Genomic DNA, 25,781 nt, shown 5'->3' on the forward strand with positions numbered 1-25,781 from the left:
TCTCGGCGGGTTGTTGAACTCGGCGACGGTCGCTGTATCCTAGGAGCCGGCCACGAGATGGAAGACACGCTGACTGGGGGACGACGACCATGGTTCGAGGGATTGGCTTCCGGGTGCTGACGGGGATCTTCGCCATCGGGCTGGCGTTCGGCGTCTCGACGTCGGCGAGCGCGGCCGAGAAGGTTCGCGTTCTCATCATCGACGGGCAGAACAACCACACCTGGAAGAACATGACGCCGCCGATGAAGGCCGACCTGGAGCGTTCGGGCCGGTTCGACGTGACGGTGGCGACCGCTCCCCCGGCCAAGTCGCCCAAGGAAGCCTGGGATTCGTTCCGCCCCGACTTCAGCAAGTACGACGTCGTCGTTAGCAACTACAATGGCGAAGCCTGGCCCAAAGAGGTTCAGAAGGCGCTTGAGGAGTACGTCGCCGGCGGCGGCGGGCTGGCGATCATCCACGCGGCGAACAACGCGTTCTCCGACTGGCCGGAGTACAACAAGATGATCGGCCTCGGCTGGCGCGACCCCAAGTTCGGCGACCGGGTCACGGTCGACGACGCGGGCCAGGTCGTCCGCACGCCCAAGGGCGAGGGCCCGGGCTCGGGCCACGGCCCCACGCATCCCTTCACGATCAAGGTTCGCAAGCCCGACCACCCGATCACCAAGGGGATGCCCGCCGAGTGGCTCCACGCCAAGGACGAGCTTTACCACGGCCAGCGCGGGCCGGCCGAGCACATGGAGATCCTCGCCACCGCTTATTCCGACAAGGAACACAAGGGGACCGAGACCAATGAGCCGATGATCTGGGTGATCCCCTACGGCAAGGGGCGGGTCTTCACCACGGTGATGGGCCACGTCATGAACGACGACGACCAGGCCATCCGGTGCCCCGGCTTTCGCACGGTGCTGCTCCGAGGGACCGAATGGGCCGCCACCGGCGACGTGACGATCCCCATCCCCGACGACTTCCCCAAGGCCGGCAAGTAACCTCGTCACAAAGCCTCCCGCTCTCCAGGGAAGGACGTCTCTCGCCTCGCGAATACTGACGGAGAGCCCCCATGGCCAGCCCCGACAGCGAACAGCCGATGCCGCTCGACGACGCCGCGCCCGTCGTCAAGGTCGCCCCGAAGCCCGAGCGGTTGCTCTCCATTGACGCCCTGCGCGGCTTCGACATGTTCTGGATCATCGGCGGCGACGCCCTCGTGCGTTCCCTCTGCAAATGGTGGGGGACGCCCGGGGCGGCGATGTTCGGCGAGCAGTTCGAGCATGTCGAGTGGCAGGGCTTCCGGTTCTACGACCTGATCTTCCCCCTCTTCCTGTTCCTGGTCGGGGTCGTCATCCCGTTCTCGCTCACCAAGTACCAGACCGGCGAACACCCCCGATCGCAGGCGCTTCAGCGGACGGCGCGGCGGGTGGTTCTGCTGTTCTTGCTGGGGCTGATCAATGGCGGGCTCCTCAAGCTCGATTTCGCCAACCTCCGCGTGGCCGGCGTCTTGCAGCGGATCGCGGTGTGTTACGGGATCGCGGCGGTCATCTACCTGTTCACGAAGACCCGAACCCAGGCGCTGATCGTCGCGGGAATCCTCGTCGGATACTGGGCGATTCTGACGTTCGTACCGGCTCCCGAGTCGCACAAGGCGGGCGATTTCAGCATCGAGACCAACCTCTCCGGCTACCTCGATCGTCATTTCCTGCCCGGCAAGATCTTCAAGAGCTACTACGGCTTCGGCGACAACGAAGGTCTGCTCTCGACCATCCCCGCCGTGGCCACCGCGCTGCTGGGAGTCCTCGCCGGCCAGTGGCTCATGACCGCCCGGCGCCCCGGCGCCAAGGCCGCCGGCCTGATCGCCTCGGGGGCCGTCAGCGTGGCTCTCGGTTACCTCTGGGGGCGCGACTTCCCGATCATCAAGATCCTCTGGACCAGCAGCTTCGTCCTCGTGGCCGGCGGCTTCAGCCTGATGTTGCTGGGCCTCTTCTACACGATCATCGACGTCTGGAAGCTCCGCGCCTGGTCGTTCTTCTTCGTGGTGATCGGGATGAACGCCATCACGATCTACGTCGCGCAGAACATCGTCCCGTTCCGCGAGATCGCGCAGTTCTTCCTAAACGGTTTCGCCCACACCCGATATTGCAGCGACCTCGCCCGCCCCGCGCTCATGGCCGCCGGCGTGCTGGCCGCGAAATGGCTGTTCCTCTATCACCTGTACCGCACCAAGACCTTCCTGCGGGTCTGATCGCGTGGCCTCGAAATTGGCTTCTTCTGAAAATCTTCCGGGCCATGTGTCAGGCTGCAGGGGCTGGTAGTTGGCGTTCGCGGTAGTCGGCCCCGTTCTTGAGCAGGTGCCAGATCACCACCAGGATCTTGTGCGCCACGGCGATCAGAGCCTTCTTTTTCCCGAGTCGTGGGACCCATCGACGGTAGCAGATGCTGAAGGCGGTGTTCTTGGCGTGGCTGGCCGACCACGCCGACTGCACCAGGAGCGAACGCAGCCACGGACTCCCCTTGGTCGTCTTGCCGCTGCGGCGTTTGCCGGCGCTTTGGTCGTTGCCCGGGCACAGCCCCGCCCAGGAGCAGAGGTGGCCCGCGGTCGGGAACGACTCCACGTCCGGCCCGATCTCCCCCACGATCACCTCCGCCGCCCGATCCCCCACTCCGGGGATCCCCTGGAGCCGGCCCGCCGCCTCGTCGAACGGCCTCATGGCCTCGTCGATCCGCTCGTCCAGCCGCTCGATCAGGCGTTCCAACGCGTCGATCTGATCCGTCAGCAGCCGGAGCACGAAGCGGTGGTGGTCGGTGACCCGGCCCAACAGCGCCCGCCTCAGCTCGGGGATCTTGCCCCGGAGCCGCTGCTTGGCCAGATCGGCCAGCTTCTCCGGGTCGTCCTGGCCGTCGATGATCGCCCGGATCATGGCGCGCCCCGAGGCCCCCAGGACGTCGCTGGCCACCGACCCCAGCTTGACGTTGGCGTCCTCCAGCGTCTTCTGGAGGCGATTGGCCACCGCGGCGCGGTCGCGGACCAACTCGGTGCGCTGCCGGGTCAGGTCGCGAAGCTCGCGGATCTCCGGCTTGGGGATGAAGCTGGGCGACAGCAGGCCGTGCTGGAGCAACTGGGCGATCCACTCGGCGTCCTTGACGTCGGTCTTGCGGCCGGGGACCTGCTTGAGCCGCCCGGCGTTGACCAGCATCACGTCGAATCGCCCTTCCAGGATGTGGAAGATCGGCTTCCAGTAGACGCCCGTGCTCTCCATGGCGACCTCGCGGACGCCGTGGGCGTCGAGCCAGTCGGCCAGGGCCAGCAAGTCCGCGGTCATCGTGCCGAAGGTGTGGACCACCGAGGCGACCGAGCCGTCGGGGTTGATGTGGCGGACGCAGGCGACGACGGTCTTCTTGTGGACGTCGAGCCCGGCGCAGCGATCGTGAACGATGTCCATGACGTCCCCTCCAACTCGAGTGGTCGGAAACGAAGCAGTCCGAGCCGGTGGGACGACCTCGGGGCGTAAAGCAGTTTCTTCTACGTGCTCCCCCGCTTCCGGGGGGCGACAGGACGGGGTTCGACATGAAGTCGAGCCGAGGCCGGGACCAAGTTCCTTCGCGGGTTCGCGACACCAAAGCCAATGACGGCCTCTCGCCCAGGGCCGGACATCCGCAGCATAACCCAACCCGACCCCATTTTCATGGGACGGGTTGAGCCAAAGGCTCATGACCGTTCCTTCGCGCCGAAACGCAGGCGATCGACGACTCTCCCCGACGATCCGGGGCCAACCCCAATTGGCTTCGTTTGCCCAAAATAAGCGGTTCTTTCGGCCCTCCAAAGACCAGACGCCGGACCTCCTTCGGCTCGCCGTTCCGGCTGGCTGATCGAGCCGACGCGTCGGGCGATTGGGTTCGTTTGCGCCCGTCGAAGCGGCTGGTGAGTTTCGTAATGCCTTCAAGTGCAATGGCTTGTGTTTAGTCATGGAGTTGGGTTCGTTCGCGCGTCTTCTTCGGTTCGGCTTCTCCGTCCTCACGGTGGGAGGCGATCGAAACATCGCGGCGGTTCGATCGGTGGGCAGTGCCCACCCTGCCAGATTGGCTTCGTTTGCGCGTTTTTAAGCCTGGCTGGGGTGCCCGGCCGATTGGGTTTGATCTGAGAATCGTTCGTGGGACCGACTGGGGGATGATCGGGGAGCGGAATACAAACCGCGATGACGCCTTCGGGACACCCAGCCTCATGAAAATGGGGGATCGCGGTCGGCCGGGTCCGATTACAAGCTCGAAGCGCCAGCGAGTGCATTTCCGGTCGGACGTTTGAATCCATGCACTCGCTGGCGCTCCGGGCTTGTAATCGGGCATGCACCGGTTCGCCTCAAGGCTATTTTCATGGCAGCTCGAAGCGCCAGCGAGTGCATTTCCGGTCGGCCAGCGGGGAATTCACTCGCTACAAGTCGCGTTGCCCCTACGTAGAATTTACAACCGATCGTGTTTGGGAATCATCCGTTTCGACGGTGTGTGTGGGATCGCGGTGGATTCTCTCGATCCAAAGCTGGTGTCGCCAAGAACGGGGAAAGGTGCGATAATTGTTGAAAACGAGGCCTGCCCAATGAAACTGCGATCCCTCCCCGCCGTTCTTCCGTTGACTCTCGCCCTCATCGCCGCGCCCGGCGTCGTTGCGGCGCAAGCGGCCGATCCACCGACTCCGAAGCTGCCGCCGGCGGCGTCGAAGGTGGTCGACTACGCGCGCGACGTGGCGCCGATCCTGTCGCGGAGCTGTTATCCGTGCCACGGCGAGAAGAAGCACAAGGGGGGGCTGGCGCTTCATGTCCAGGAACGGCTGATGGCCGGCGGCGACGAGGGGCCGATCGTCGTGGTGGGCAAGAGCGCCGAGAGCCGGCTGATCCACTCCGTCGCCCGGACCGACCCCGACTACCCGATGCCCCCCGAGGGCGAGGGCGACCCGCTCACCGCGGCCGAGGTCGGCCTGCTCCGAGCCTGGATCGACCAGGGGGCGAAGTGGTCGACCGACGGGACCGATCCGGCGAAGTCGGCCTCGATCAAGTCCGACCACTGGTCGTTCCAACCGCCGAAGCGCACCGAGCCGCCGGCCGTGAAGCGGGCCGACTGGCCGCGCAACCCGATCGACCGATTCATCCTGGCCCGGCTTGAGAAGGAGGGGCTCGAACCGTCGCCAGAAGCCGACCGCCCTACCCTGATCCGCCGCCTCAGCCTCGACCTGATCGGCCTGCCCCCCTCGCCCGCCGAGATCGACGCCTTCGTCGCCGACCCCCGGCCCGACGCCTATGAGCAACTCGTCGACCGACTCCTGGCGTCTCCCCAGCACGGCGAAGCCTGGGGCCGACACTGGCTCGACCGCGCCCGATACGCCGACACCAACGGTTACGAGAAGGACCGCGAGCGGTCGATCTGGCCCTACCGCGATTGGGTCGTCCGGGCGATCAACCGCGACATGCCGTTCGACCAGTTCACCATCGAGCAGATCGCCGGCGACCTGTTGCCGAACCCCTCCGCCGACCAGCTCACCGCCACCGGCTTTCATCGCAACACGATGATCAATGAGGAAGGGGGTATCGACGTCGAGGAGTTTCGGTTCGCCGCCACCGTCGACCGCGTCGCGACCACCGGCGCCGTCTGGCTCGGCCTCACCGTCGGCTGCGCCCAGTGCCACACCCACAAGTACGACCCGATCACCCATCGCGAGTATTACAGCCTGTTCGCGTTCCTCAACAACGCCGACGAGCCCGAGATCGAGGTGCCCAATCCGGCCATCGCCGCGCGCCGGGCCGAGATCGAGGCCGAGGCCCAGCGTCTCGAAGCAAAGCTCGAAACCCAGTACCCGGCCGAAGGCCCCGAGAGCCTGAGCGCGAAGCGCGCCGCCTGGGAAAAGACCCTCCACCCGGCGCATTGGACGATCCTCAAGCCGACCAAGCTGGTCTCGCGCAAGCACGCCACGCTGACCGTCCAGCCCGACGGCTCGGTGCTGGCCAGCGGCGACAAGCCGAACAACGACGTCTACGAAGTCGAGGTCCAGACCGACCAGGCCGGGGTCTCGGCGGTTCGGCTCGAAGTCCTGCCCGACCCCAGCCTCCCCGACGGCGGCCCCGGTCGGGCGCCGCTGTTTCTGGTCGGCGACTTCCTGCTCACCGAGTTCCAGGCCGCCGTCGTCGGGGCCGACGGCAAGGCGGCGCCGTTGAAGATCTCCAGGGCCACGGAGGACTACGCCGCGTCGAGCCGATCGGCGGCGCTGGCCATCGACGGCGTGACCGACACCGGCTGGGGCGTCAACGGTCAGATCGGCAAGCCGCACGCGGCCGTCTTCGAGTTCGAGCGCAGTCCCGACGTCGTCGCCGGCCGTCCGACGACGCTGAAAATCACGATGAACCAGGAGTTCATCCACCAGACGACGATCGGCCGGTTCCGGCTGTCCGTGACGACCGACGCCCGCCCGGTGATCGCCTCGGGCGTCCCCGCCGACGTCGAGGACGTGCTGCTGGTCGACCCGGCGAAGCGGACCGACGACCAGCGACGGCTGTTGACGAAGCACTACCTGGCGGTCGCCCCCGAGCTGGCCAAGGCGCGCGAGCCGATCGCCAAGCTGCGGCAGTCGGCGCCGCATATGGCGACGACGATGGTGATGCAGGAGCGCCGGGCCGAGAACGCGCGGACGACGAACATCCACAAGCGCGGCGAGTTCATGAAGTTGGGCGACGAGGTGGGGCCTGGGGTGCCCGCCGTCCTCCATCCGCTTCCCCAGGGAGCGCCGCTCAACCGCCTGACGCTGGCTCGATGGCTGGTCGACCACCGCAATCCGCTGGTCGGCCGGGTGGTCGCGAACCAGCTCTGGCAGACGTATTTCGGTCGCGGCCTGGTCTCCACGCCCGAAGATTTCGGGGTGCAAGGAGCGAGGCCGACGCATCCCGAATTGCTCGACTGGCTGGCGACCGAGCTGCCGCGCCAGGGGTGGAGCCTCAAGGCGATGCACCGGGCGATCGTGACGAGCGCGACGTATCGCCAGCGGTCGAACGCGTCGGCCGATCAGATCGCCCGCGACCCGATCAACGCGCTCCTGGCGCGGGGGCCGCGGTTCCGGGTCGGGGCCGAGACGATTCGCGACGTCGCGCTGGCGGCCAGCGGCCTGCTCGCGCCGATGATGGGGGGCCCGAGCGTCCATCCGCCGCAGCCCGACGGCGTGACCGCGCTCGCTTACGGTCAAGAAGCCTGGCCGACGAGCGTGGGCCGCGACCGCTACCGCCGAGGCTTGTACACGTTCTTGAAGCGGACCTCGCCGTACGCCTCGTTCATCACGATGGACGCGCCGACGTCGGATACGACGTGCGTCCGCCGCGAGCGGTCGAACACGCCGCTCCAGGCGCTCACCATGCTCAACGACGCCGTGTTCGTCGAGGCCGCGCAGGCGCTCGCCCGCCGAATCGTCCGCGAGGCGCCCGCGCCGACCGCCGAGGCGCGCATTGTGCTCGCGTTCCGTCTCTGCATGGGCCGCGCGCCGCGTCCCGAGGAGCTTTCGCGGATCACGGCCTTTTACGGCGACCAGCTCGCCCGCCTCCGCGGCGGCGAACTCGACGCCTCGAAGATCGCCGGCGCGGCGAAGGCCGACGTCGACGGCGCCGACCTCAACGAATTGGCCGCCTGGACCACCGTCGCCCGCGTGCTCCTGAACCTCGACGAAACCGTGACCAAGGAGTGACGCCCGTCATGAATCTCCACGACTGGAACCTCGCGCGGACGCGCCGGTACTTCTTCCGCGATTGCGGCGTCGGGCTCGGCAAGATCGCGCTGGCGTCGCTGCTCGTCGATGCGCAGGGGCGAACTCGGGCGAGCGCGGCCGACGTCGCGGCCGCCGGGCCGATCAATCCGCTCACGCCCAAGCCGCCGCACTATGCGCCCAAGGCCAAGCGGGTGATCTTCCTGTTCATGGCCGGAGCGCCCAGCCAGCTCGACCTGTTCGACGACAAGCCCGTGCTGGCCAAGCACGACGGGAAGCCGATCCCCGCCGAGGTGGTCAAGGATCAGCGGTATGCGTTCATCCGGCCCGACGCCAGCCTGATGTCGGCCCGCTACAAGTTCGGCCGACATGGTCAGTCGGGGGCGGAGCTCTCGTCGATGCTGCCGCATCTGGCGAAGGCGGCCGACGATATCGCCATCGTTAAATCGATGCATACCGACCAGTTCAACCACGCCCCGGCCCAGATCTTCCTCAACACCGGCTCGCCGTTCCCCGGCCGGCCGAGCCTCGGCGCGTGGGTCGTCTACGGGCTGGGGAGCGAATCGACCGACCTGCCCGGCTTCGTCGTGATGTCGTCGGGCAGCGGACTCAGCGGCGGCGCGGCCCTCTGGTCGAGCGGGTTCCTGCCCACGGCCTATCAGGGCGTGCCGTTCCGCTCGAAGGGGGACGCGATCCTCAACGCCGCCAGCCCCTCCGGCGTCGACCGCCGGCTCGAACGCGCATCGCTCGACCTGATCGGCGACCTCAACCGCGAGCGCTTCGGGGTCGCCGGCGACCCCGAGATCGCCACCCGGATCGCCTCGTACGAGATGGCGTTCAAGATGCAGTCGAGCGCGCCCGAGCTGATGGACCTGAGCGGCGAATCGCCGGCGACCCTGGCGATGTACGGCGTCACGCCCGGCGCCCCCTCGTTCGCCGCCAACTGCCTGCTGGCGCGCCGGCTGGTCGAGCGCGGGGTGCGGTTCGTGAACCTCTACCACGAAGGCTGGGACCACCACTCCGACGTCGCCGCCGGCCTCAAGGGGCAGTGCGGAGTGACCGACCAGGCCAGCGCGGCGCTCGTCATGGACCTCAAGCAGCGCGGTCTGCTCGAAGACACGCTGGTGGTCTGGGGGGGCGAGTTCGGCCGCACGCCGATGGTCGAATCGAACGCCGCGCTCGGCCGCAGCATGGGCCGCGACCATCACCCCCAGGCGTTCACCATGTGGCTGGCCGGCGGCGGCGTCAAGTCGGGCCTGACCCTGGGCAAGACCGACGACCTCGGCTTCCACGTCGTCGAAGACCCGGTCCACATCCACGACCTTCAGGCCACGATCCTCCACCTGCTGGGGCAGGACCACACCCGGCTCACCTTCAAGTCCCAGGGCCGCCAGTTCCGCCTGACCGACGTCTACGGCGAAGTGGTCTCGAAGCTGCTCGCTTGATTCCGATCCGTCGAGAGCAAAATCGGTCGTATCGCGCCGAATGCGGACGCAATGCGCGAAGACGATGGTTGATGCAACAAACAGCACGAAAACCGTCGCCGCCGGGCGCGGCGGTCCGTCCGAACATCGTCAAGCGGATGAAAATGTCGTAGTATCTGGATGTCCGCATAGGATTGTGCGTGGCGTTCGTCGTCGAACGCGCAGGTGTTTGACGTATAGATATTCAGGCATGTCGGATTCAGGCATCCATAGGTGGAGATTTCTAAAGACGCTTTCGTCTAGCACTTGCCAGCGGAGCGAATGCGTCCTAGAATCCTACTAAGGAATTAGGACATGCCTGCCGACAGGCGATTTGGTCGCGGCTCCTCGCCGATTCCCGTGTTCGTGCCATTGGAATCGGCGGAGCCGTTTTCGTTCATCCTTTCAGTGAGGTCGTGCTGCGGAAGCGACTGAGCCCACGGCTCCGCCAAGGAGGCGTGCCAGTTCGTGTGCGCTCTCTGGTTCGTCGATGAAGCGAGGCGAGGCTCGACGACGCTTCCATCGTCTCGCTTGATCCCCTCGCTGGAGGAGCCTCTTCCATTCGAGATGAAAGGCGTAGCTCCGTCATGCGCAAATCACGAAGGCTTCTTTCCGTCGTGGGCCTCGTCGGCCTGCCGATCCTCTGTGGAATGCTGCTGTCCGGTTGCGGTTCGAGCGAGTCGGGCGAGGTTCCGGTCGCCCGCCAGAACTCCCGCGAATCCATGAAGGAATCCATGGATTTTATGGCGCAGCAGCATGCAAATTCGAAGAAGGGGGCCGCGGGCAAGGCGCGTCGCGGATCGGGATACACCGTTCCGACGAGGTGACGGTCGGGCCGCGGCCTCACGGCGGCGGCTGGAAATCCAAGTCTCCCCGCCCGCTCCTTGATGTGATGTCTTGAGCGCGTCGCTCACGCCGCGCCGCTTCCGTCTCGCCGACCGAACGATTGATCCGTCATTCATTAGCCAAGGACGTCAACATGCGAATCGCCCCTAGGATCGATCGGGGGTTCACCCTGATCGAGTTGCTCGTCGTCATTGCGATCATCGCCGTCTTGATCGCGCTCTTGCTGCCCGCCGTCCAATCGGCCCGCGAGGCGGCCCGGCGCGCCCAGTGCATCAACAACCTGAAGCAGATCGGTCTGGGTCTGCACAACTACCACTCGGCCAACAACACGTTCCCGCCGGGGGCCGCTGCGTCGTTCAACACCGTGAACAACGGCTGCGTCGCATGGGCCGGCTGGAGCGCCCAGGCGATGCTCCTGGCCTACATGGAGCAGACGCCGATCTACAACGCGGCGAACTTCATGCTCGACCCCGCCACCGACCCGTACAGCTCCGCGGTCAATGCGACGGTCCGCAACACGAAGATCGCCTCGTTCCTTTGCCCGTCCGACGGCAACGCGGGCCAGAGCAACTACAACAGCTACTACGGCAGCCGCGGGACGACGATCACCGCCGACTCCGGCGTCAGCGGTGGCAGTCCGCCGAATTGCGGCGGAGGTCAGGTCACGACCGGGCTGTTCGGCTACGGCACCGCCTACGGCATCAACAACATCACCGACGGCTCATCGAACACGATCGCCTTCGCGGAAGGCATCGTCGGCTCCGGCACCAGCATCGGCGGGCCTTACGTCTCGGGAGTGAATGTGGGCGGAATCTCCATCACCGGCCCGACCCTGCCGCAGTATCAAGATCCGTATTCCACCATCGCGATGGGTCAGGCTCCTCCCGGACCGCTCATCTCCTCGATCCTTCAGACCTGCTCGCAGGCCTTCCTGACCGCGACGGCCGGTGCCGGCCTCGCCACCAACAAAGGCCAGGAGTGGGCCTGGGGCGCTGACGCCTTTACGATGTTCAGCACCATCGTGCCGCCGAGCTCGACCCAGTACAAATTCGGCCAGTGTCGGTTCGGCTGCGAGTCGTGCCCCGTCGCCTCCGCCGACCACTCGAACCTCACGAACGCCAGCAGCAACCACTCCGGCGGCGCCAACGTCCTGTTCGGCGACGGCAGCACCCGCTTCATCAAGGGGTCGATCGCGATGAACATGTGGTGGGCCCTGGGCACCAAGGCCTCCGGCGAGGTTATCAGCTCCGACGCCTATTGATCGACGCCGAGTCGATCCGACCCATCTCCTCTCCTTGGGTGGATCGGATCACGATCTCAAGCTCAACGCCGGCCGTTCGCGATCTCGACAATCGCGGACGGCCGGCGTTTTTTATATTCGCTCGGCGAGCCGCTCAGGCCCGGATCGTCGGCGCCGCGCTCCGGCGCGTCCTCGGGAAGCTCAGGCCGATCGCCGCCGCCGCGCCGATCGAGACGAGCATGCGAGCCAGCAATCGGGCCTTCCATGCCGTGGCCAGCGGCTGATCGGTCTTGGCCAGCGGGTAGAGGATTCCACCGACGGCCTCGAACACCCCCGTCCCCAGCGCCGCGCCGATGAACCCAAGCACGAAGTAATGGAGCATCCGTCGAGGCTTTCCCAGGGCGTAAGCGAAGGCGAGTCCCGCCGCGCCGCCGAGCAGGCCCCAGACCACGATGTGCAGACCCAGGCCGATGACGATCGGATCGACTTCAAGCTGATCGATAGCGCGAAAGAAGACGGGGAACGTCGCCAGCGGCAGCACCGCCCCCAGCGCTCCTCCGAGGATCAGCCCCAGGACGCCGCCGATCCCCGCGCCCAGGGCCGACTTCCGCACCAAGCCGCCGGCCAGCCCGAGGTACAGGCCGAGCATGGCCCCCAGCTCGGCGTAGGCCAGGACCGAGTTCTTGATCGTCGCCACTTCCTGGGTCGCCGCCGAGGGGAGCATCGAGATGCTCCCCATCAAGTTCGTGGGGACGAGCTTGGCCTTGTAGGCGTCGTAACTCATCTCGCCCAGGCCGAAGGCGAGCAGCCCTGCGGCGAGACCGGCCAGAAGGCAGGTCGTCAAGGGATGAAACAACACGGGAGACGCGGCGTCGACCCCCGCCCCTCGATTCGCCGCCACGTGCTGAATCGATTCCGGCTCGCGTCCGTCCAAATCGGCCACCTCGTCTCCTCCTCGCCGGCGCGTTTGCCGGCTTCGACCTCGCAACGAACTTGCAACGACCAATTTACCACCATAACGTCAAAGTCCGGGTTGACAAGCCTCGACCAGCCTCTTGTATCTAAATGATGGAGGCATATAATCTCCGCTCATGCGAGATTCAAAAACCGTGCGCCGCGAGCGGTGAACTGCCGTCGCCGAGCGATCGAAAACCCCGACTCACCGGCGGTGAGATATTTCGACGGGCTCGAACACACCCCTTGGCGTCGGGCGCGGTTTTTGCCATACTCACGATCGTCACTATCTGGATTTCGTGCGTTTTAATTCTTTAAGACATCGATCAAGGGCCGCTGCAACGGCCCTTGATGGGGCGATTTCGTCTTTTCGCCGCCCCACATTCCTTGGTGGTCCCAGGTCCGTTCGAATTTTATTGATTCTCATCTCCGTTTTCACGTGCACAAGGACTTTTGCATGCTGCGATTCATTGGCCGCTCGTCTCGGATGTTCAGTGGCCTCGGCCTCGGCGTGTTCGCGATGGGTCTCTTGCTCGGCGCGGCCAGCCTGACGGTGACCGGCTGCGGCGGCGGGCCTTCCGAGGGCGACAAGATCGAGAAGGTCGACTTCGCTAAGAAGGGCGAAGACTCGATGAAGGGGTACATGTCTCAGAAGGCTGAGAAGAAGGCCGAAAAGAAGAAGTAAGCCGCGGCGGTTCGAGGCCGACGCGATCACGTTTCACCATCCGTCGCGGGACCCTGGGGATTCCGGCGGTCGCGCGGATTTTGACACGGACGGCTCGTGTGCGCCGCCTTTTTATTCGCCATTGAAATCATCCGTTTTCCGGATGGGTCCCGAAGCTTTTCATCATTCTCATCGTCCCTTGTTTCGAGAGGAGATCGTCCATGCGACCCCGTACTCGCGGCTTCACGCTGATCGAGCTCTTGGTGGTGATCGCGATCATCGCGGTCCTCATCGCCTTGCTCTTGCCCGCCGTTCAATCCGCTCGTGAAGCGGCCCGACGCGCGCAGTGCATCAACAACCTGAAGCAGATCGGCCTGGGCCTGCACAACTACCACTCCACCCACGGCAGCTTCCCGATGGGCGTGGCGGCCAGCACGAGCACCTGGAACGCCAGCAACGGCTGCGACAAAACGGTCACATGGAACGGCTGGAGCGCCCAGGCGCTCATGCTCCCCTACCTAGAGCAGTCGAACATCTACAACGCGATCAACTTCATGTTCGATCCGTTGGTCTGCAACAGCCAGAACTTCCAGAACACGGCGTTTCTGAGCATCATCCCCGGCTTCCTCTGCCCGTCCGATGGCAACGCGGGACCGAAGACCGGCTTCATCATCAGCTACTGCGCCAGCGTTGGCACGACCATCGGCAACGTCCAGAACTTCCCCGGCACCTCGACGGGGGCGTTCGGCTACCAGACGACCTACGGCATCGAGAGCATGACCGACGGGTCGTCGAACACGATCGCTTTCGGTGAATCGCTGGTCGGCGGCGGTGACAACTCGCGGTTCAACTACCGCGGCAACGGCGTCGCCGCGGCTGATAATGCCTACCCGTGGGTACAGGACGCCTCGGCAAACGTGCCGCAGACCATGACCGCCCTACAGAACTGCACCGCCGCCTGGCTCACGGCCAAGCCGAACGCCGGCCTCGGCACCAATCGCGGCTGGCACTGGGGATGGGGAGCGGAGGCCATGTCGATCATCAACACGATCGTCCCTCCCAGCTCGACCACCTACACGTGGAACGCCTGCCGCAACGGCTGCTCCAGTTGCGGTACCTACTGCATGGACCACGCGGCGATCTCCAACGTGACCAGCAACCACCCCGGCGGCGCCAACCTCTTGTTCGGCGACGGCAGCGTCAAGTTCATCAAGAACTCGATCGCCATCCAAACGTGGTGGGCGCTCGGCACCCGTGAGAACGGCGAAGTCATCAGCGCCGACTCCTATTGATCGAAGTGGATCGGCACGGACCGCGCTCGATTCCGCGAGCAACCTGGCAACTCTCCCTCGATTTCGGGGGAGAGTTGCCTTTTTGGTTTCCTTCCCTTCTCGTTTTCCTCAACCGTTGAGACGTCGTCCATGTCACGTCGCCTGATCGTCGTCTGGCTCTGCCTCGGCGCGCTCGGCGCGGCGGTCTTCTGGGTCGCCGGCGCGTGGTGGTTCCGCACCGCGATCGCCGCCGCCACCGAAGACCTGGCGGCCGGCCGCGCAGCCCAGGCCACGAAGCGTTTGAACCGACTGGCCGGGCTCGGGCCGCTCGTCGGCTTCTGGTCGAGCGGCGGCCGCGTCGAGGTCGACTACTGGCTTGGCGTCTGCCAGGAGGCCGAAGGCAAGGTGGACGAGGCGCTCCAGACCTGGCGGCGGATTCCGGACGGCTCGGCCCGCGGCGCGAACGCCGCCCTGCGGCTCGCCCGGCTCGCGCTCGACCACGGCCGGTTCGCCGTGGCCGAAGAGACCCTGGAACGGGTCGCCTTCACGCCCGGCAGCCCGGCGTTCGACATGCACGAAGTCATGTTGCAACAAGTGTACATGTTCGAGGGGCGCGATGAGAGCCTGCGGCGGCGGAAGTACGTCGAGCTGGGCTCCGCCCGCGACGCCGCCGAGGTCCTCCGCCGCAACTGGCTGATCGACGAGTCGAAGGCGTTCCCGGTCGACGCCATGAAGACGAAGCTCGAAAAGGCCGGCGAAGAGGCGCCCGACGACGACCGCGTGTGGCTGGGCAAGGCGAATCTGGCCCTCCGCATGGCCCGGCCCGACGAGGCCGACCGCTGGATCACGCGGTGTCTGGCCCGCCGCCCCGACGATCCGGCCGTCTGGCAGGCCCGGCTCGACTGGGCGGTCGCCGTCAACCGTGAGCCCGAGGCCCTGGAGGCGATGGGGCGGATTCCGGCCGACCGCCTGAGCGCGGTGCAGCTTGAACGGCTGCGGATCTGGCTGGCCGTCCGCCGCGGCGACGCCCAGGCCGAGCAGGCGGCGACCGACCGCGTGTTCGCGATCGAGCCCGGCGCGCCCGGGATTCTCGGCCGGCTCGCCGAGTTGACCGCCCGCGCCGGGCAGACCGAGCGCACCGCCGAACTCCGCCGCCGCAAGGCCGCGATTGACCAGGCCACCGACGTCTACCGCGAACGCATCGGCGTGGTCGTCCCGACCGACCGGTTCGCCGAGCTGGCCGAGGCGGCCGAGACCCTGGGCCGCTGGTTCGAGGCCAAGGGCTGGTGGACGTTGGCGATCGCCGAGTCGTCGGGCTCGCTCAAGGCGCGCGAGGCCGCCGCCCGCGCCGCCGCCAGGCAGGCGGATTCGGTCTTGAAACAGGTCAAGGGGAAGACCGTCGCCGACCTCGTGCTCGGCGCTTCCGAAGCCCTGGCGACGACGACCGTCCGCCCCGGCGCGCGCCCCGTCGAAAGCTCCGCCGGGGTCGTCCCCACGTTCCGCGACGACGCGAAGGCCGTCGGCCTGAACGCGGTCTACAACAACGACCCCTCCGTCCTCTGCCGGTTGCCGGAAACGATGGGGGGGGGCGTCGGCCTGATCGACTACGACGGCGACGGCTGGCTCGACGTCTACGCCGTGGACGGCGGTTCGTTCCCCAAGGACAACGAACCCGTCGCCTCGCCCCAGCGCGACCGGCTGTTCCGCAACAAGGGGGACGGCACGTTCGAGGACGTGACGGCGAAATCGGGCCTGGCGGCCTTTCTCGGCGGCTACGGCCACGGCGTGACCGTCGGCGATTACGACGGCGACGGCCGGCCCGACCTGTTCGTCACGCGGTGGCGGAGCTACGCCCTCTATCGCAATAAAGGCGACGGTACGTTCGAGGACGCCACGCACAAAGCCGGCCTTGAGGGCGACCGCGACTGGCCGACCTCGGCGGCCTTCGCCGATCTCGACAACGACGGCGACCTCGACCTTTACGTCTGCCACTACAGCGCGTGGGACCCCGTGACTTCACCGCCGTGCCCCAACGCCGCCAAGCCCGGCGCGTATCTTTACTGCGGCCCCCGGATGTTCGACTCCAAGCCCGACCACCTGTTTCGCAACGACGGCGGCCGGTTCGTCGACGTCTCCGATCAGGCGGGGATCACCTCGGCCGACCGCGAAGGCCGTGGCCTGGGAGTCGTCGCGGCCGACCTCGACGGCGACGGCCGGCTCGACCTCTTCGTCGCCAACGACATGACCGCCAACTTCCTCTTCCACAACGAGGGGGACTGGAAATTTCGCGAGATCGGCATGGAATCGGGCGTGGCCACGAACGCGGGGGGGGGCTACCTCGCCGGCATGGGCGTCGCCTGCGGCGACCTCGACGGCGACGGCCGGCTCGACCTGGCCGTCACCAACTTCTACGGCGAGTCGACGACGTTCTACCAGAACCTCGGCGGCGGCCAGTTCGTCGACCGGTCGGCGGCCGTCGGCCTGTCGGCCCCCACGCGCTACGTGCTCGGCTTCGGCCTGTCGTTCCTGGACGTCGACAACGACGGCCTCCTCGACGTGGTGCAGACCAACGGCCACGTCAGCGACCTGAGCCCGCACGTCCCTTACGCCATGCCCTCGATGCTGCTTCGGGGCGAGGGGGGGGGCGGCTGCGCGACGTCTCGGCCCTGGCCGGCGCGCCCTGGGCGGTTCCGCGCCTGGGCCGGGGGCTTGCGGTCGGCGATCTTGACAACGACGGCAAGGTCGACGTCCTGATCGTCTCGGACGGCGCCCCGCTGGTCTACCTCCACAACCAGGGCCCCGCCGGCTCGCACCTGACCCTCCAGCTTGAGGGGGCCGGTCCCCATTCCAACCGCGACGCGGTCGGGGCGCAGGTGGCGGTCGTCGTGGACGGGCGGCGGCGGATCGTCCCGCGCCTGGGGGGGGGCAGTTTCCTTTCCGCCAGCGACGGTCGGCTCCACTTCGGTCTCGGCGCCGCGACCCGCGTCGAGTCGGTCGAAGTCCGCTGGCCCTCGGGCCGGGTCGATCGCCACGACGACCTGGCGGCCGACCGGGCCTATCGAATCCGCGAGGGGGACCCTCTGCCCCAGCCGCTTCCCGGCTGGACGCGACGCACGGCCGCGCGCTAAGCTGAGGCGATCGACTCGCGACCGAATCTAGACGCCGTCCACGAGAAACGTCCAACTTTCAGAACAGATTCACCACGGAGGACGCGGAGAGGAAGTGGAGTGAAAGAGAGGGATTTTCATCTCGGGATTTTCTTCTCCGTGTCCTCCGCGTCCTCCGTGGTGAGTCCTCCCGATCTCCAAGTACAGCGACGGAGTTGGAAGCGATTCTTGGACGGCCCCTTGTGCGTGAAACCGAGTTCACAAGAAACACCTGAGAAACGGAGTCTCCGGATGAAAGCCCTCATTGGACGTCGCGCCGCGACCCTGCTCGCCTCGACCCTGGCCCTGATTCTGGCCCTCGCGGCCGGAGGCGCTTTCGGCATGATCCCGCAGGAGCCGGGCGCCGTGGAGCGCGCCGGCGAGAAGCTCGACGAGGCGGGCCGGCAGATCAAGCAGAGTCTCGAACGCGGGTTCGGAACGGCCCGCGACGCCGTCCGCGAACAGTTCTCCCGCACCCGCGACCGCGTCAACGACATGAACGTCGAGGCCCGCGTCTACGGCCGGTTGCACTGGGACAAGCTGCTCACCACCAGCGTGCTCGAACTGACCGTCGAGGCCCGGGGCATCGTCACCCTCCGCGGCTCGGTCCCCACCGCCAAGGCCAAGAAGCGCGCCGTCGAACTCGCCATCGACACCGTCGGCGTCACCCGCGTCATCGACCAGCTCGCCGTCCAGACGCCGACGTCCGAGACCACCACCTCGCCCGGAACCACCACCACCACCACCACCACGGTCAAGCCGGCCCCGGCGCCGGCCCCCGCGCCGGAAGATTGACCGCCGGTAAACGCGTGAGCAAGAGAACAGATCTGCATGTCTTAATTCGAGAGAGGGCGTCGTCCGCGATCCGGCCGGCGCCCTTTCTCGTTGATTGGCGGGGATTCTTCGACGTTATCGAATGTGTCGCGTGCAGGCCGAAACCTTCCGTGGGCCTGAATCGAGCGTTCCATCACGTCAAACCGCGAGCTCGTCGATTCCGCTTGCGCTGGAAGACGAAGAGATTTCCACTTGTCACATCTTGCAAGTGTTACGATTCTCTGTATCGTAATATCCATCGCGGCCACGATCGGGCTCTGGCATGGGCTCCGGTCGGCTCGGCCGTCGATTGGAGAATTCGGGGCCGCCGAAGCGCGGCCTCTCCCCGGCTATTCGCGTGAAGCAAGAGCGCTTATGAACACCCGAGATCCTCTACGGCCCGTGTCGCGCGTCTCGATGTGGATCGTCGTGTTGCTCGCCTCGCTGGCCTTCAATGGATGCGGCGGCGGAAGCGGCGACGACGGGACGGTCGATCTGACGCCGCAAGGGGCCGCCGGCGTCAAGACCGGCCTGACCAAGGAAGCCGAAGCCCGCGCTCGTCGGATCGCCACCGAAGCCGGCGGCAAGGCCCGCTGATCGTCTCCGGCCGCTTCGGATCGCGATCGGACGACGCCCCCCCGACTCCCCTCCTCTCTCAGACCGACAACCGGCATCGGAGAGTTCTATTATGTTGAACGATTCGCCGTCCACGCGTCGAGGCTTCACGCTCATCGAGCTGCTGGTCGTGATCGCGATCATCGCCGTGTTGATCGCCTTGTTGCTGCCGGCCGTGCAGTCGGCTCGCGAGGCGGCTCGCCGCGCCCAGTGCGTGAACAACCTGAAGCAACTGGCGTTGGCGGCGAACAATTACGAGTCGGCGTTCGGCTCGCTGCCGCCGGCCATGCTCACCAATCGGATCGGGACGACGACCCACTCGAACCACATCGGCCCCAGCGCGTTCGTGTACATGGCTCCCTACTACGAGCAGTCGGCCCTCGCCAACTCGTACAATTTCGACATGGCGATCTTCGCCGGCGCCAACGCCACGGTGGGGAACATCGCCCTCTCCGCGCTCTGGTGCCCGAGCGACGGGGCGATCAACAAGGCTCAATTGTTGGACGCCGACTGGTATCTCGACCAGCCCCCGGGAGACTTCTACAACCACGCGTCGAGTTACGTCGGCTGCGAGGGGATGTGGCCGGTCCGCCTGCGTCCTTGGATCGGTGGAGGCGCGCAGAAGAACGGCGCGATCTCCACGACCGAGTCGAGGACGGCCAACGGCGTCATGCGGTCCAAGCACGCGACCCGACTTGCCGAGGTGACGGACGGGACGAGCAACACGTTTCTGTTCAGCGAGCACGCCAAGGCGATCTTCTCCGACGCCACGATCCAGCTCGACCCGTGGACGTTCGGGTTCTACTGGCAGAGCGGTTATTACACCAATACGCTGTTCGACGCGATGTACCCGCCCAACGCCCATCGCAAGTACGCGGGGAACCTCGCCTATCCGTCCGGATGGTGGTACGTGACGGTGCAAGCGGCTTCGAGCATGCATCCGGGAGGGGCGAATTTCGCGTTCTGCGACGGCTCGGTCCGGTTCGTCAAGGAGACGATCCAATCCTGGGCGATCGACCCGAGCACGAGCGACCCGGTCGGCATCGCGATCAACCCGGTTGAAGGGTATCCGATGTACTCCCTCGGCGCGGCCCAGCCGGGCGTCTATCAGGCCCTCTCGTCACGAGCGGGGGGCGAGGTCGTCTCCGCCGATTCCTACTGACGCCGTTGAAACGACATGGAGAGGTTGCGATATGTTGAAGAAATCGGTCGCGATGGGTTGGCTCGCGCTGGTCGTCGCCTCGACGACGACTTTCGGGCACGACTACTGGCTCGCCCCGAACGCGACCTCCACGGTCATAGGAGGCGTGATCGACGTGCGGCTCTATCGCGGCGAGCCTCTGGACGTCGGCGACGAGCGTCCCCTGGAGGTGGATCCGACGGAACGATTCCGCCTGCTGGCTCGCGGTCTGGACCTGGATTTGCTGAAATCGGCGGAAGAAGGACGGACGCCGGTCGCCCGGCTCACGCTGACCACGCCCGGCGGAAACCTGGTCGTGATGGAGCGTCGGCCGCAACCCAACCGGCTGGCCGCCGACAAGTTCACGGAGTACCTGAAAGAAGAAGGTCTTGATGCGATCATCGACCAGCGCAAGCAGCTCGGCGAGTCGGAGGCCGACGGCCGCGAACTTTACGGCCGCTGTCTCAAGGCCTTGATCCAGGTCGGCGATCGACATGACGACGCGTACGGACGCGTGGCTGGGCACGTCCTGGAGATCCTCCCCGAGGTCGATCCCACGTTGCGACGCCTCGGCGAACCGCTTCCCGTTCGCGTTCTCTTTGAAGGTCGTCCGCTTGCGAAAGCTCAGATCACGTCGCACGTCCAGGACGCGGGCGAGGTCCACAATCAGACCGTGACCACGGACGCGGAAGGCCGGGCGACGTTTCGAATCGACCGAAAGGGACTCTGGCTGATCCGTATGGTCCACATGCGGCGCGCGCCGAAGCTTGACGCCGCCGATTGGGAGAGCTTCTGGGCCGCGTATACGTTCGGACTCTGACCTCTCGTCCGTCGCCGCAGCCTTGCGACCGCGCCTTCGCCAGCGCCTTCATTCCCGCCCGGCTTGCTCGTATAGTGCAAGGCGATGGTCGTGCCGCCGGCCGCGATCGGGCCGGCGCGCTTACTTATTGATGCGTTCGAGTGGAAGGAAAGGGTTGGGAATGCTCCGCGATTCGCAATTGCATGGTTGGCGTGGACCGATTCGAGGGTTGGTCGTCGCCCTGGCCGCGACCGCAACGGTCGGTTCGGCCCGCGCCGACGTCAAGCTGCCGGCGATCTTCAGCGATCACATGGTCCTCCAGCGCGACCAGAAAGACCGCGTCTGGGGATGGGCCGAGCCCGGCGAGGACGTCACCGTCCGGATTCTTGATCAATCCAAGACCGCCAAGGCGGGCGCCGACGGCAAGTGGCAGGTCGTTCTCGACCCGATCCCCACCGGCGGCCCCTACGAGCTGGTCGTCCAGGGGAAGAATACGATCACGTTCAAGGACGTGCTTTCGGGCGAGGTCTGGATCTGCTCCGGCCAGTCGAACATGCAGATGCACGTGGGGGGCTCCGACGACGCTGACCTGGAGATCCCGGCGGCGAAATACCCCCAGATCCGCCTCATCACGGTCCCCAACCGGGGAACGCAGGAGCCTCAGAACGACTTCCACGGCAAGTGGCAGCCCTGCTCTCCCGAGACGGTCGGCGGCTTCTCGGCGGTCGGCTACTTCTTCGGCCGGCAGCTTCATGAAACGCTCGGCGTGCCGATCGGCCTGATCAACGACTCGTGGGGAGGCTCGGCCTGCGAGGCCTGGGTGCCCCGCGAACGGCTCGCCGCCGATCCCAAGTACAAGGACCTGCTGGCCGCCTGGGAAGAGCGCGAAAAGAACTACCCCGTGGCCAAGAAGGCTTTTGAAACCTACCAGGCCGAAGCAGCCAAGGCGAAGGCCGAGGGCAAGCCCGAGCCCAAGAAGGTGGAGAATCCCGACGGTCTCATGCACGGCAATCACCGGCCCGGCAACATCTTCAACGGCGTGCTCCTGCCGACGATCGGCTACGGAATCCGCGGCGCCATTTGGTATCAGGGCGAGTCGAACGCCGGCCGCGCCTATCAGTATCGCGACCTGTTCCCGCTCATGATCCAGACCTGGCGCGAGCTTTGGGCCCAGGGCGACTTCCCGTTCTACTGGGTCCAGCTCGCCGACTTCTACGACGAGAAGCCCGAGCCGGGCGACAGCACGTGGGCCGAGCTTCGCGAAGCCCAGACGATGACGCTGAAACTGCCCAAGACGGGCGAGGCCGTGATCATCGACATCGGCGAGGGCAAGGACATTCATCCGCGCAACAAGCAAGGGGTCGGCAAGCGGCTGGCGCGTTGGGCCCTGGCCCGCGACTACGGCGTCGGCGTCGCCTGCCAGAGCCCGACGTACAAGTCGATGGAGAAGAAGGACGGCAAGGTCGTGCTGACGTTCGACCATGTCGCCGGCGGCTTCCGGCCGTTCGACGTCGCGGCCCCGCGCGGGTTCACGATCGCCGGAGCCGACCGTAAATTCGTCAAGGCCGAGGCCAAGGTCGTCGGGCCCGACAAGATCGAGGTCTGGTCGTCGAGCGTCGCCGAGCCCGCGTCCGTCCGCTACGCCTGGGCCGACAACCCGGTCTGCAACCTCTACAGCGGCGTCGGCCTGCCGACCACCCCGTTCCGCACCGACGACTGGCCGGGCGTGACCGTCAACAACACCCGTTGATTCGAGTCTCAGCGAACGGCGTCGAGAATCCGGGAGCCCACTTCCGGATTCTCGATCCGGTCGTGAAGATTCTGGGAATCGGCGCGGGGCCGATGCATAATGGGCGGATCGCCTCGAAGTGCGAGGCGGTCCGCCGATCGAAACCAGGAGCCCCGCCATGTCGAGATCCGAGCAGAGTCGTCGCCGGTTTCTTCACAATTCGCTGGCGATCGCCGGCGCGGGCTTCGCGATCGGAGGGACGCGGACGACGGGACGGGTCATCGGCGCCAATGATACGATCCGCGTGGCCGTGGCCGGCGTCAACGGCCGGGGCATGGAACACATCGACCAGTTCTCGAAAGCGGCCGGCGTCGAGCTCGTCTATCTCGTCGACCCTGACGAGCGCACGTACGAGAAGGCGCTCCACGGCGTGAAGTCGAGCGGTCGCGCGCCCAAGACCGTGCGCGACATCCGCCGCGTGCTCGACGACAAGGACGTCGACGCCGTCTCGATCGCCACGCCCAACCACTGGCATTCGCTCATGACGATCTGGGCCTGCCAGGCCGGCAAGGACGTGTACGTCGAGAAGCCGTGCAGCCATAACGTCCACGAGGGCCAGGTCGCCGTCGAGGCCGCCCGCAAATACAACCGGATCGTCCAGCACGGCACCCAGGGCCGCTCCGAGCGCCACTGGGCCGAGGCCGCCGCCCTGATCCGCTCGGGCAAGCTCGGCAAGCTCCACGTGTCGCGTGCGCTCTGCTACAAGCCCCGTAAATCGATCGGCGAGAAGCCGACGACCACTCCTCCCTCCGAGCTGGACTTCAACCTCTGGCTCGGCCCCGCGCAAGAGCAGGCGTACCACGCCAACCTCGTGCCTTACAACTGGCACTGGTTCTGGGACTTCGGCAACGGCGACATCGGCAACCAGGGCGTCCACCAGATGGACGTTGCGCGGTGGCTGATCCCCGGGCCCGACGGCTCGAAGTCGGCCACGCTTCCCAAGTCGGTCCTCAGCGTCGGCGGCCGGTTCGGCTACCACGATCAGGGGCAGACGGCCAACACCCAGGTCAGCGTGATGGACTTCGGCGACGCCCAGCTCATCTTCGAGGTCCGCGGCCTGCCGACCAAGAAGTTCGAGGGCGAGTTGGTCGGCAACATCGCGCATCTCGACGAGGGGACCCTGGTCGGCGACACCTTCCATCCCAAGGGGGGCAAGGAGGCCGTGCCGGTCTCGAAGCTGGCCGCCGGCCTGGACGTCCCGCGCCGGCCGGGCAAGAACCACTTCGACAACTTCCTCGAAGCCGTGCGCAGCCGCAAGGTCGAGAACCTCAACGCCGACATCCTCGAAGGTCACCACTCGTCCGCGCTCTGCCACCTGGCCAACATCTCGTACCGGCTCGGCGCCGAAGTCCCCTTCAGCAAGGAGACCAAGGCGTTCGGCGACGACAAGGACGCCTTCGAGACGTTCGCCCGGATGGAAGACCACCTGAAGGAGGACGGCGTGAAGCTCGAAAACCTCAACTACCGGCTCGGCCGGAAGCTGACCGTCGACGCGGCCTCCGCGTCGTTCGTCGACGCCCCCGAGGCGAACCGGCTGCTGACCCGCGCGTACCGCGCCCCGTTCGTGGTACCCGATCGCATCGCCTGAGGCTGATCGTCGCGCGGGAGATCCAATGCGGACGCGAACCGCGAGCGCGGCGAGCGGCGACGACAAGGAGCCGCTGGACGTCGACGAGGCGTTCCGGCGGCTCCGCGAGGCCGTGCGCGGTTTGCCCAAGGCGGCGATGTTCGACCTCCGCGACCGCGGGTTCGGCACCCCATTCGAGCAGCTCGTCGGCAGCTTGATCTCGGCGCGGACCCGCGACGAGACGACGCTCGACGTCTGTCTGAAGCTGTTCGAGTCGGCCCGGACGCCCAGCGAAATGAAGGCCCTGGGGGAGGCCCGGTTGGTCGAACTGATCCACAAGGCGACCTTTCCCGAGGCCAAGGCGCGCGACATCCTGGCGTTGTCGAAGCGGATCGTCGAGGAATGCGGCGGCCGGACGCCCGACACGATGGAGGGGCTGACGACCTTCCGGGGCGTGGGGCCGAAGATCGCCGCCCTGACGCTCGCGGTCGGCTTCGGCAAGCCGACGATCGCCGTCGACGTCCACGTCCACCGCGTCACGAACCGCTGGGGATACGTGGCCACGCGCACGCCCGAGCAGACGATGAAGGCGCTCGAGGCCAAGCTGCCGGAGCGCTACTGGATCGAGATCAACGAGCGGCTGGTGCCGTTCGGCAAGTTCGTCTGCACGGCCGCCGCGCCGAAGTGCTCGACCTGCCTGCTGCTCTCGATGTGCCGCCAGGTCGGGGTCGCCCGACGGCGGTGACCGCCCCGCGGCGGCCTACAGGTTCTCGGTCGGCTCGCTCTGGACCTGGACCGCCGACTTCTGGGGCGCGGGATTGTGCCGCGAGTGGGTCGAGCGGAGGCAGCCGATCTCGGCTTGCAGCCGGAGGATGGCCGGCCAGCAATGCGGACAAGCGGCGACGTGCGCGACGAGCTGGGACGAGAGGTCTTCGCCGGCGGCGAAGGCCAGCAGGTCGGTTTCTTCAGGACACACCATCACTGGGGGCATGGCTCAGGTCCTCGCCGTACTCGTCGCAGATGGTCCGAATTTTTCTCAGGACGCGGCACGTGTAGACGAACACGGCGTTCGTCGAGACGCCCAGCTCGGCGGCGATCTCGGCGCCGGGTCGGTTCTTGAAGATCCGCTGCTCGAAGCACGACCAGACCACCGTCGAGGTGTGCGCCCGAACCTTGCTGACGGCGTAGGCGAGGATCCGCTCGCAGTGGATCTTCTGCCAGACCTCTTCCATCTTCCGGCTCTCGCTGGGGTTGTCGTCGAGCATCCGCTTGGCCCATTCGTCGAGGGCCTTCTTCTGCACCTTCTGGCGGCGGGCCTTGTCGATCAGGGCGTTGCGGGCCACCGTGAAGAGCCAGGTGCGGAACCGCGTCCGGGTGCGGTCGTAGGTGCTGATCTTCTCGATCAGCTTGACGAAGATGTCCTGGAGCACGTCGTGGGCGTCGAACTCCGACAGCCCTTGCTTTCGCAGGTAGGCGAAGAGCATGGGCCGGTAGATCGTGTAAAATTCGCGCCAGCGATCGGGGTCCTTGTCTCGCACCCCGAGGATGACGGAAGCCCTCGTGTCCGTGTCTGTCATGGCGGTTCGTCCGACTGTGACGGAAGCGTGATCCGAGACCGGCGTTTCCAATTGGTCCTTCCCCGCTAATGTAACGCGGAGACGAAAAGAAAACCCGAAAAAAATCACAGCCGTAGATTCCGACGAGCGGCGGACCGACC

General features: G+C 66.4%; 21 protein-coding genes. 17 read left to right on the forward strand and 4 right to left on the reverse strand.

Features of this window, described 5'->3' with window-relative positions:
- Positions 1 to 89 precede the first annotated feature (89 nt).
- Together BSF38_RS01325 and BSF38_RS01330 are read left to right on the forward strand one after the other, a co-directional pair.
- Positions 90 to 986 (forward strand): ThuA domain-containing protein, encoded by an 897-nt coding sequence (locus tag BSF38_RS01325; RefSeq protein WP_076343112.1) that lies wholly within the window; start codon positions 90 to 92, stop codon positions 984 to 986.
- Between the two features lie 71 nt (positions 987 to 1,057).
- Positions 1,058 to 2,233, forward strand: coding sequence for an acyltransferase family protein (locus BSF38_RS01330; protein ID WP_083712608.1), 1,176 nt, complete (start codon positions 1,058 to 1,060; stop codon positions 2,231 to 2,233).
- Between the two features lie 49 nt (positions 2,234 to 2,282).
- On the opposite strand, the gene BSF38_RS01335 is transcribed toward BSF38_RS01330, so the two are convergent.
- The gene (locus BSF38_RS01335; RefSeq protein ID WP_076343043.1) at positions 2,283 to 3,431 is read right to left on the reverse strand and encodes an IS110 family RNA-guided transposase; all 1,149 of its coding nucleotides are present in this window, start codon (positions 3,429 to 3,431) and stop codon (positions 2,283 to 2,285) included.
- A gap of 1,148 nt (positions 3,432 to 4,579) precedes the next feature.
- On the opposite strand from BSF38_RS01335, the gene BSF38_RS01340 reads away from it, so the two are divergent.
- The 4 genes from BSF38_RS01340 to BSF38_RS01355 all read left to right on the forward strand — a co-directional run bounded on the left by BSF38_RS01340 (position 4,580) and on the right by BSF38_RS01355 (position 11,287).
- Positions 4,580 to 7,699: a PSD1 and planctomycete cytochrome C domain-containing protein gene (locus tag BSF38_RS01340; RefSeq protein WP_076343113.1), complete on the forward strand. Its 3,120-nt coding sequence runs from the start codon at positions 4,580 to 4,582 to the stop codon at positions 7,697 to 7,699.
- An 8-nt stretch (positions 7,700 to 7,707) separates the two neighbouring features.
- Positions 7,708 to 9,162 carry a DUF1501 domain-containing protein gene (locus BSF38_RS01345; RefSeq protein WP_076350518.1) on the forward strand — a complete coding sequence of 485 codons (1,455 nt, stop codon included), beginning with the start codon at positions 7,708 to 7,710 and terminating at the stop codon, positions 9,160 to 9,162.
- A gap of 605 nt (positions 9,163 to 9,767) precedes the next feature.
- A complete protein-coding gene (locus BSF38_RS01350) occupies positions 9,768 to 10,007 on the forward strand; it encodes a hypothetical protein (RefSeq protein WP_145951922.1) in 240 nt (79 codons plus the stop codon).
- Between the two features lie 152 nt (positions 10,008 to 10,159).
- Positions 10,160 to 11,287 carry a DUF1559 domain-containing protein gene (locus BSF38_RS01355; RefSeq protein WP_076343115.1) on the forward strand — a complete coding sequence of 376 codons (1,128 nt, stop codon included), beginning with the start codon at positions 10,160 to 10,162 and terminating at the stop codon, positions 11,285 to 11,287.
- A gap of 133 nt (positions 11,288 to 11,420) precedes the next feature.
- Here the strand turns inward: BSF38_RS01355 and BSF38_RS01360 are convergent, their stop codons facing one another.
- Positions 11,421 to 12,209 carry a hypothetical protein gene (locus BSF38_RS01360; protein WP_076343116.1) on the reverse strand — a complete coding sequence of 263 codons (789 nt, stop codon included), beginning with the start codon at positions 12,207 to 12,209 and terminating at the stop codon, positions 11,421 to 11,423.
- A 468-nt stretch (positions 12,210 to 12,677) separates the two neighbouring features.
- On the opposite strand from BSF38_RS01360, the gene BSF38_RS01365 reads away from it, so the two are divergent.
- The 11 genes from BSF38_RS01365 to BSF38_RS01410 all read left to right on the forward strand — a co-directional run bounded on the left by BSF38_RS01365 (position 12,678) and on the right by BSF38_RS01410 (position 24,809).
- Entirely contained in the window at positions 12,678 to 12,905 is a 228-nt protein-coding gene (locus BSF38_RS01365; RefSeq protein WP_076343117.1) for a hypothetical protein, read from the forward strand.
- A 200-nt stretch (positions 12,906 to 13,105) separates the two neighbouring features.
- A complete protein-coding gene (locus tag BSF38_RS01370; RefSeq protein ID WP_076343118.1) occupies positions 13,106 to 14,176 on the forward strand; it encodes a DUF1559 domain-containing protein in 1,071 nt (356 codons plus the stop codon).
- A 129-nt stretch (positions 14,177 to 14,305) separates the two neighbouring features.
- Positions 14,306 to 16,909, forward strand: a complete 2,604-nt coding sequence (locus BSF38_RS01375) for an FG-GAP-like repeat-containing protein (protein WP_083712610.1) — start codon at positions 14,306 to 14,308, stop codon at positions 16,907 to 16,909.
- Positions 16,910 to 17,028: 119 nt separating this feature from the next.
- Positions 17,029 to 17,283, forward strand: coding sequence for an ASPIC/UnbV domain-containing protein (locus tag BSF38_RS31145; protein WP_168189285.1), 255 nt, complete (start codon positions 17,029 to 17,031; stop codon positions 17,281 to 17,283).
- A gap of 270 nt (positions 17,284 to 17,553) precedes the next feature.
- Positions 17,554 to 18,096 carry a BON domain-containing protein gene (locus BSF38_RS01380; RefSeq protein WP_076343119.1) on the forward strand — a complete coding sequence of 181 codons (543 nt, stop codon included), beginning with the start codon at positions 17,554 to 17,556 and terminating at the stop codon, positions 18,094 to 18,096.
- Between the two features lie 393 nt (positions 18,097 to 18,489).
- Positions 18,490 to 18,711: a hypothetical protein gene (locus BSF38_RS01385; RefSeq protein WP_076343120.1), complete on the forward strand. Its 222-nt coding sequence runs from the start codon at positions 18,490 to 18,492 to the stop codon at positions 18,709 to 18,711.
- A 91-nt stretch (positions 18,712 to 18,802) separates the two neighbouring features.
- Positions 18,803 to 19,891: a DUF1559 domain-containing protein gene (locus BSF38_RS01390; RefSeq protein WP_076343121.1), complete on the forward strand. Its 1,089-nt coding sequence runs from the start codon at positions 18,803 to 18,805 to the stop codon at positions 19,889 to 19,891.
- 31 nt (positions 19,892 to 19,922) lie between these two features.
- Positions 19,923 to 20,729, forward strand: a complete 807-nt coding sequence (locus BSF38_RS01395) for a DUF4198 domain-containing protein (RefSeq protein ID WP_076343122.1) — start codon at positions 19,923 to 19,925, stop codon at positions 20,727 to 20,729.
- 160 nt (positions 20,730 to 20,889) lie between these two features.
- Positions 20,890 to 22,458, forward strand: coding sequence for a sialate O-acetylesterase (locus BSF38_RS01400; protein ID WP_076343123.1), 1,569 nt, complete (start codon positions 20,890 to 20,892; stop codon positions 22,456 to 22,458).
- A gap of 157 nt (positions 22,459 to 22,615) precedes the next feature.
- Positions 22,616 to 24,085 carry a Gfo/Idh/MocA family protein gene (locus BSF38_RS01405; RefSeq protein ID WP_076343124.1) on the forward strand — a complete coding sequence of 490 codons (1,470 nt, stop codon included), beginning with the start codon at positions 22,616 to 22,618 and terminating at the stop codon, positions 24,083 to 24,085.
- Positions 24,086 to 24,110: 25 nt separating this feature from the next.
- A complete protein-coding gene (locus BSF38_RS01410; RefSeq protein ID WP_076343125.1) occupies positions 24,111 to 24,809 on the forward strand; it encodes an endonuclease III domain-containing protein in 699 nt (232 codons plus the stop codon).
- A gap of 15 nt (positions 24,810 to 24,824) precedes the next feature.
- On the opposite strand, the gene BSF38_RS01415 is transcribed toward BSF38_RS01410, so the two are convergent.
- Positions 24,825 to 25,055: an anti-sigma factor gene (locus BSF38_RS01415; RefSeq protein ID WP_145951923.1), complete on the reverse strand. Its 231-nt coding sequence runs from the start codon at positions 25,053 to 25,055 to the stop codon at positions 24,825 to 24,827.
- Positions 25,030 to 25,641 carry an RNA polymerase sigma factor gene (locus BSF38_RS01420; protein WP_076343127.1) on the reverse strand — a complete coding sequence of 204 codons (612 nt, stop codon included), beginning with the start codon at positions 25,639 to 25,641 and terminating at the stop codon, positions 25,030 to 25,032. The genes BSF38_RS01415 and BSF38_RS01420 overlap by 26 nt, the downstream gene beginning before the upstream one ends.
- Positions 25,642 to 25,781 lie beyond the last annotated feature (140 nt).

The organism is Paludisphaera borealis, from assembly GCF_001956985.1.
Lineage (GTDB): Bacteria > Planctomycetota > Planctomycetia > Isosphaerales > Isosphaeraceae > Paludisphaera > Paludisphaera borealis.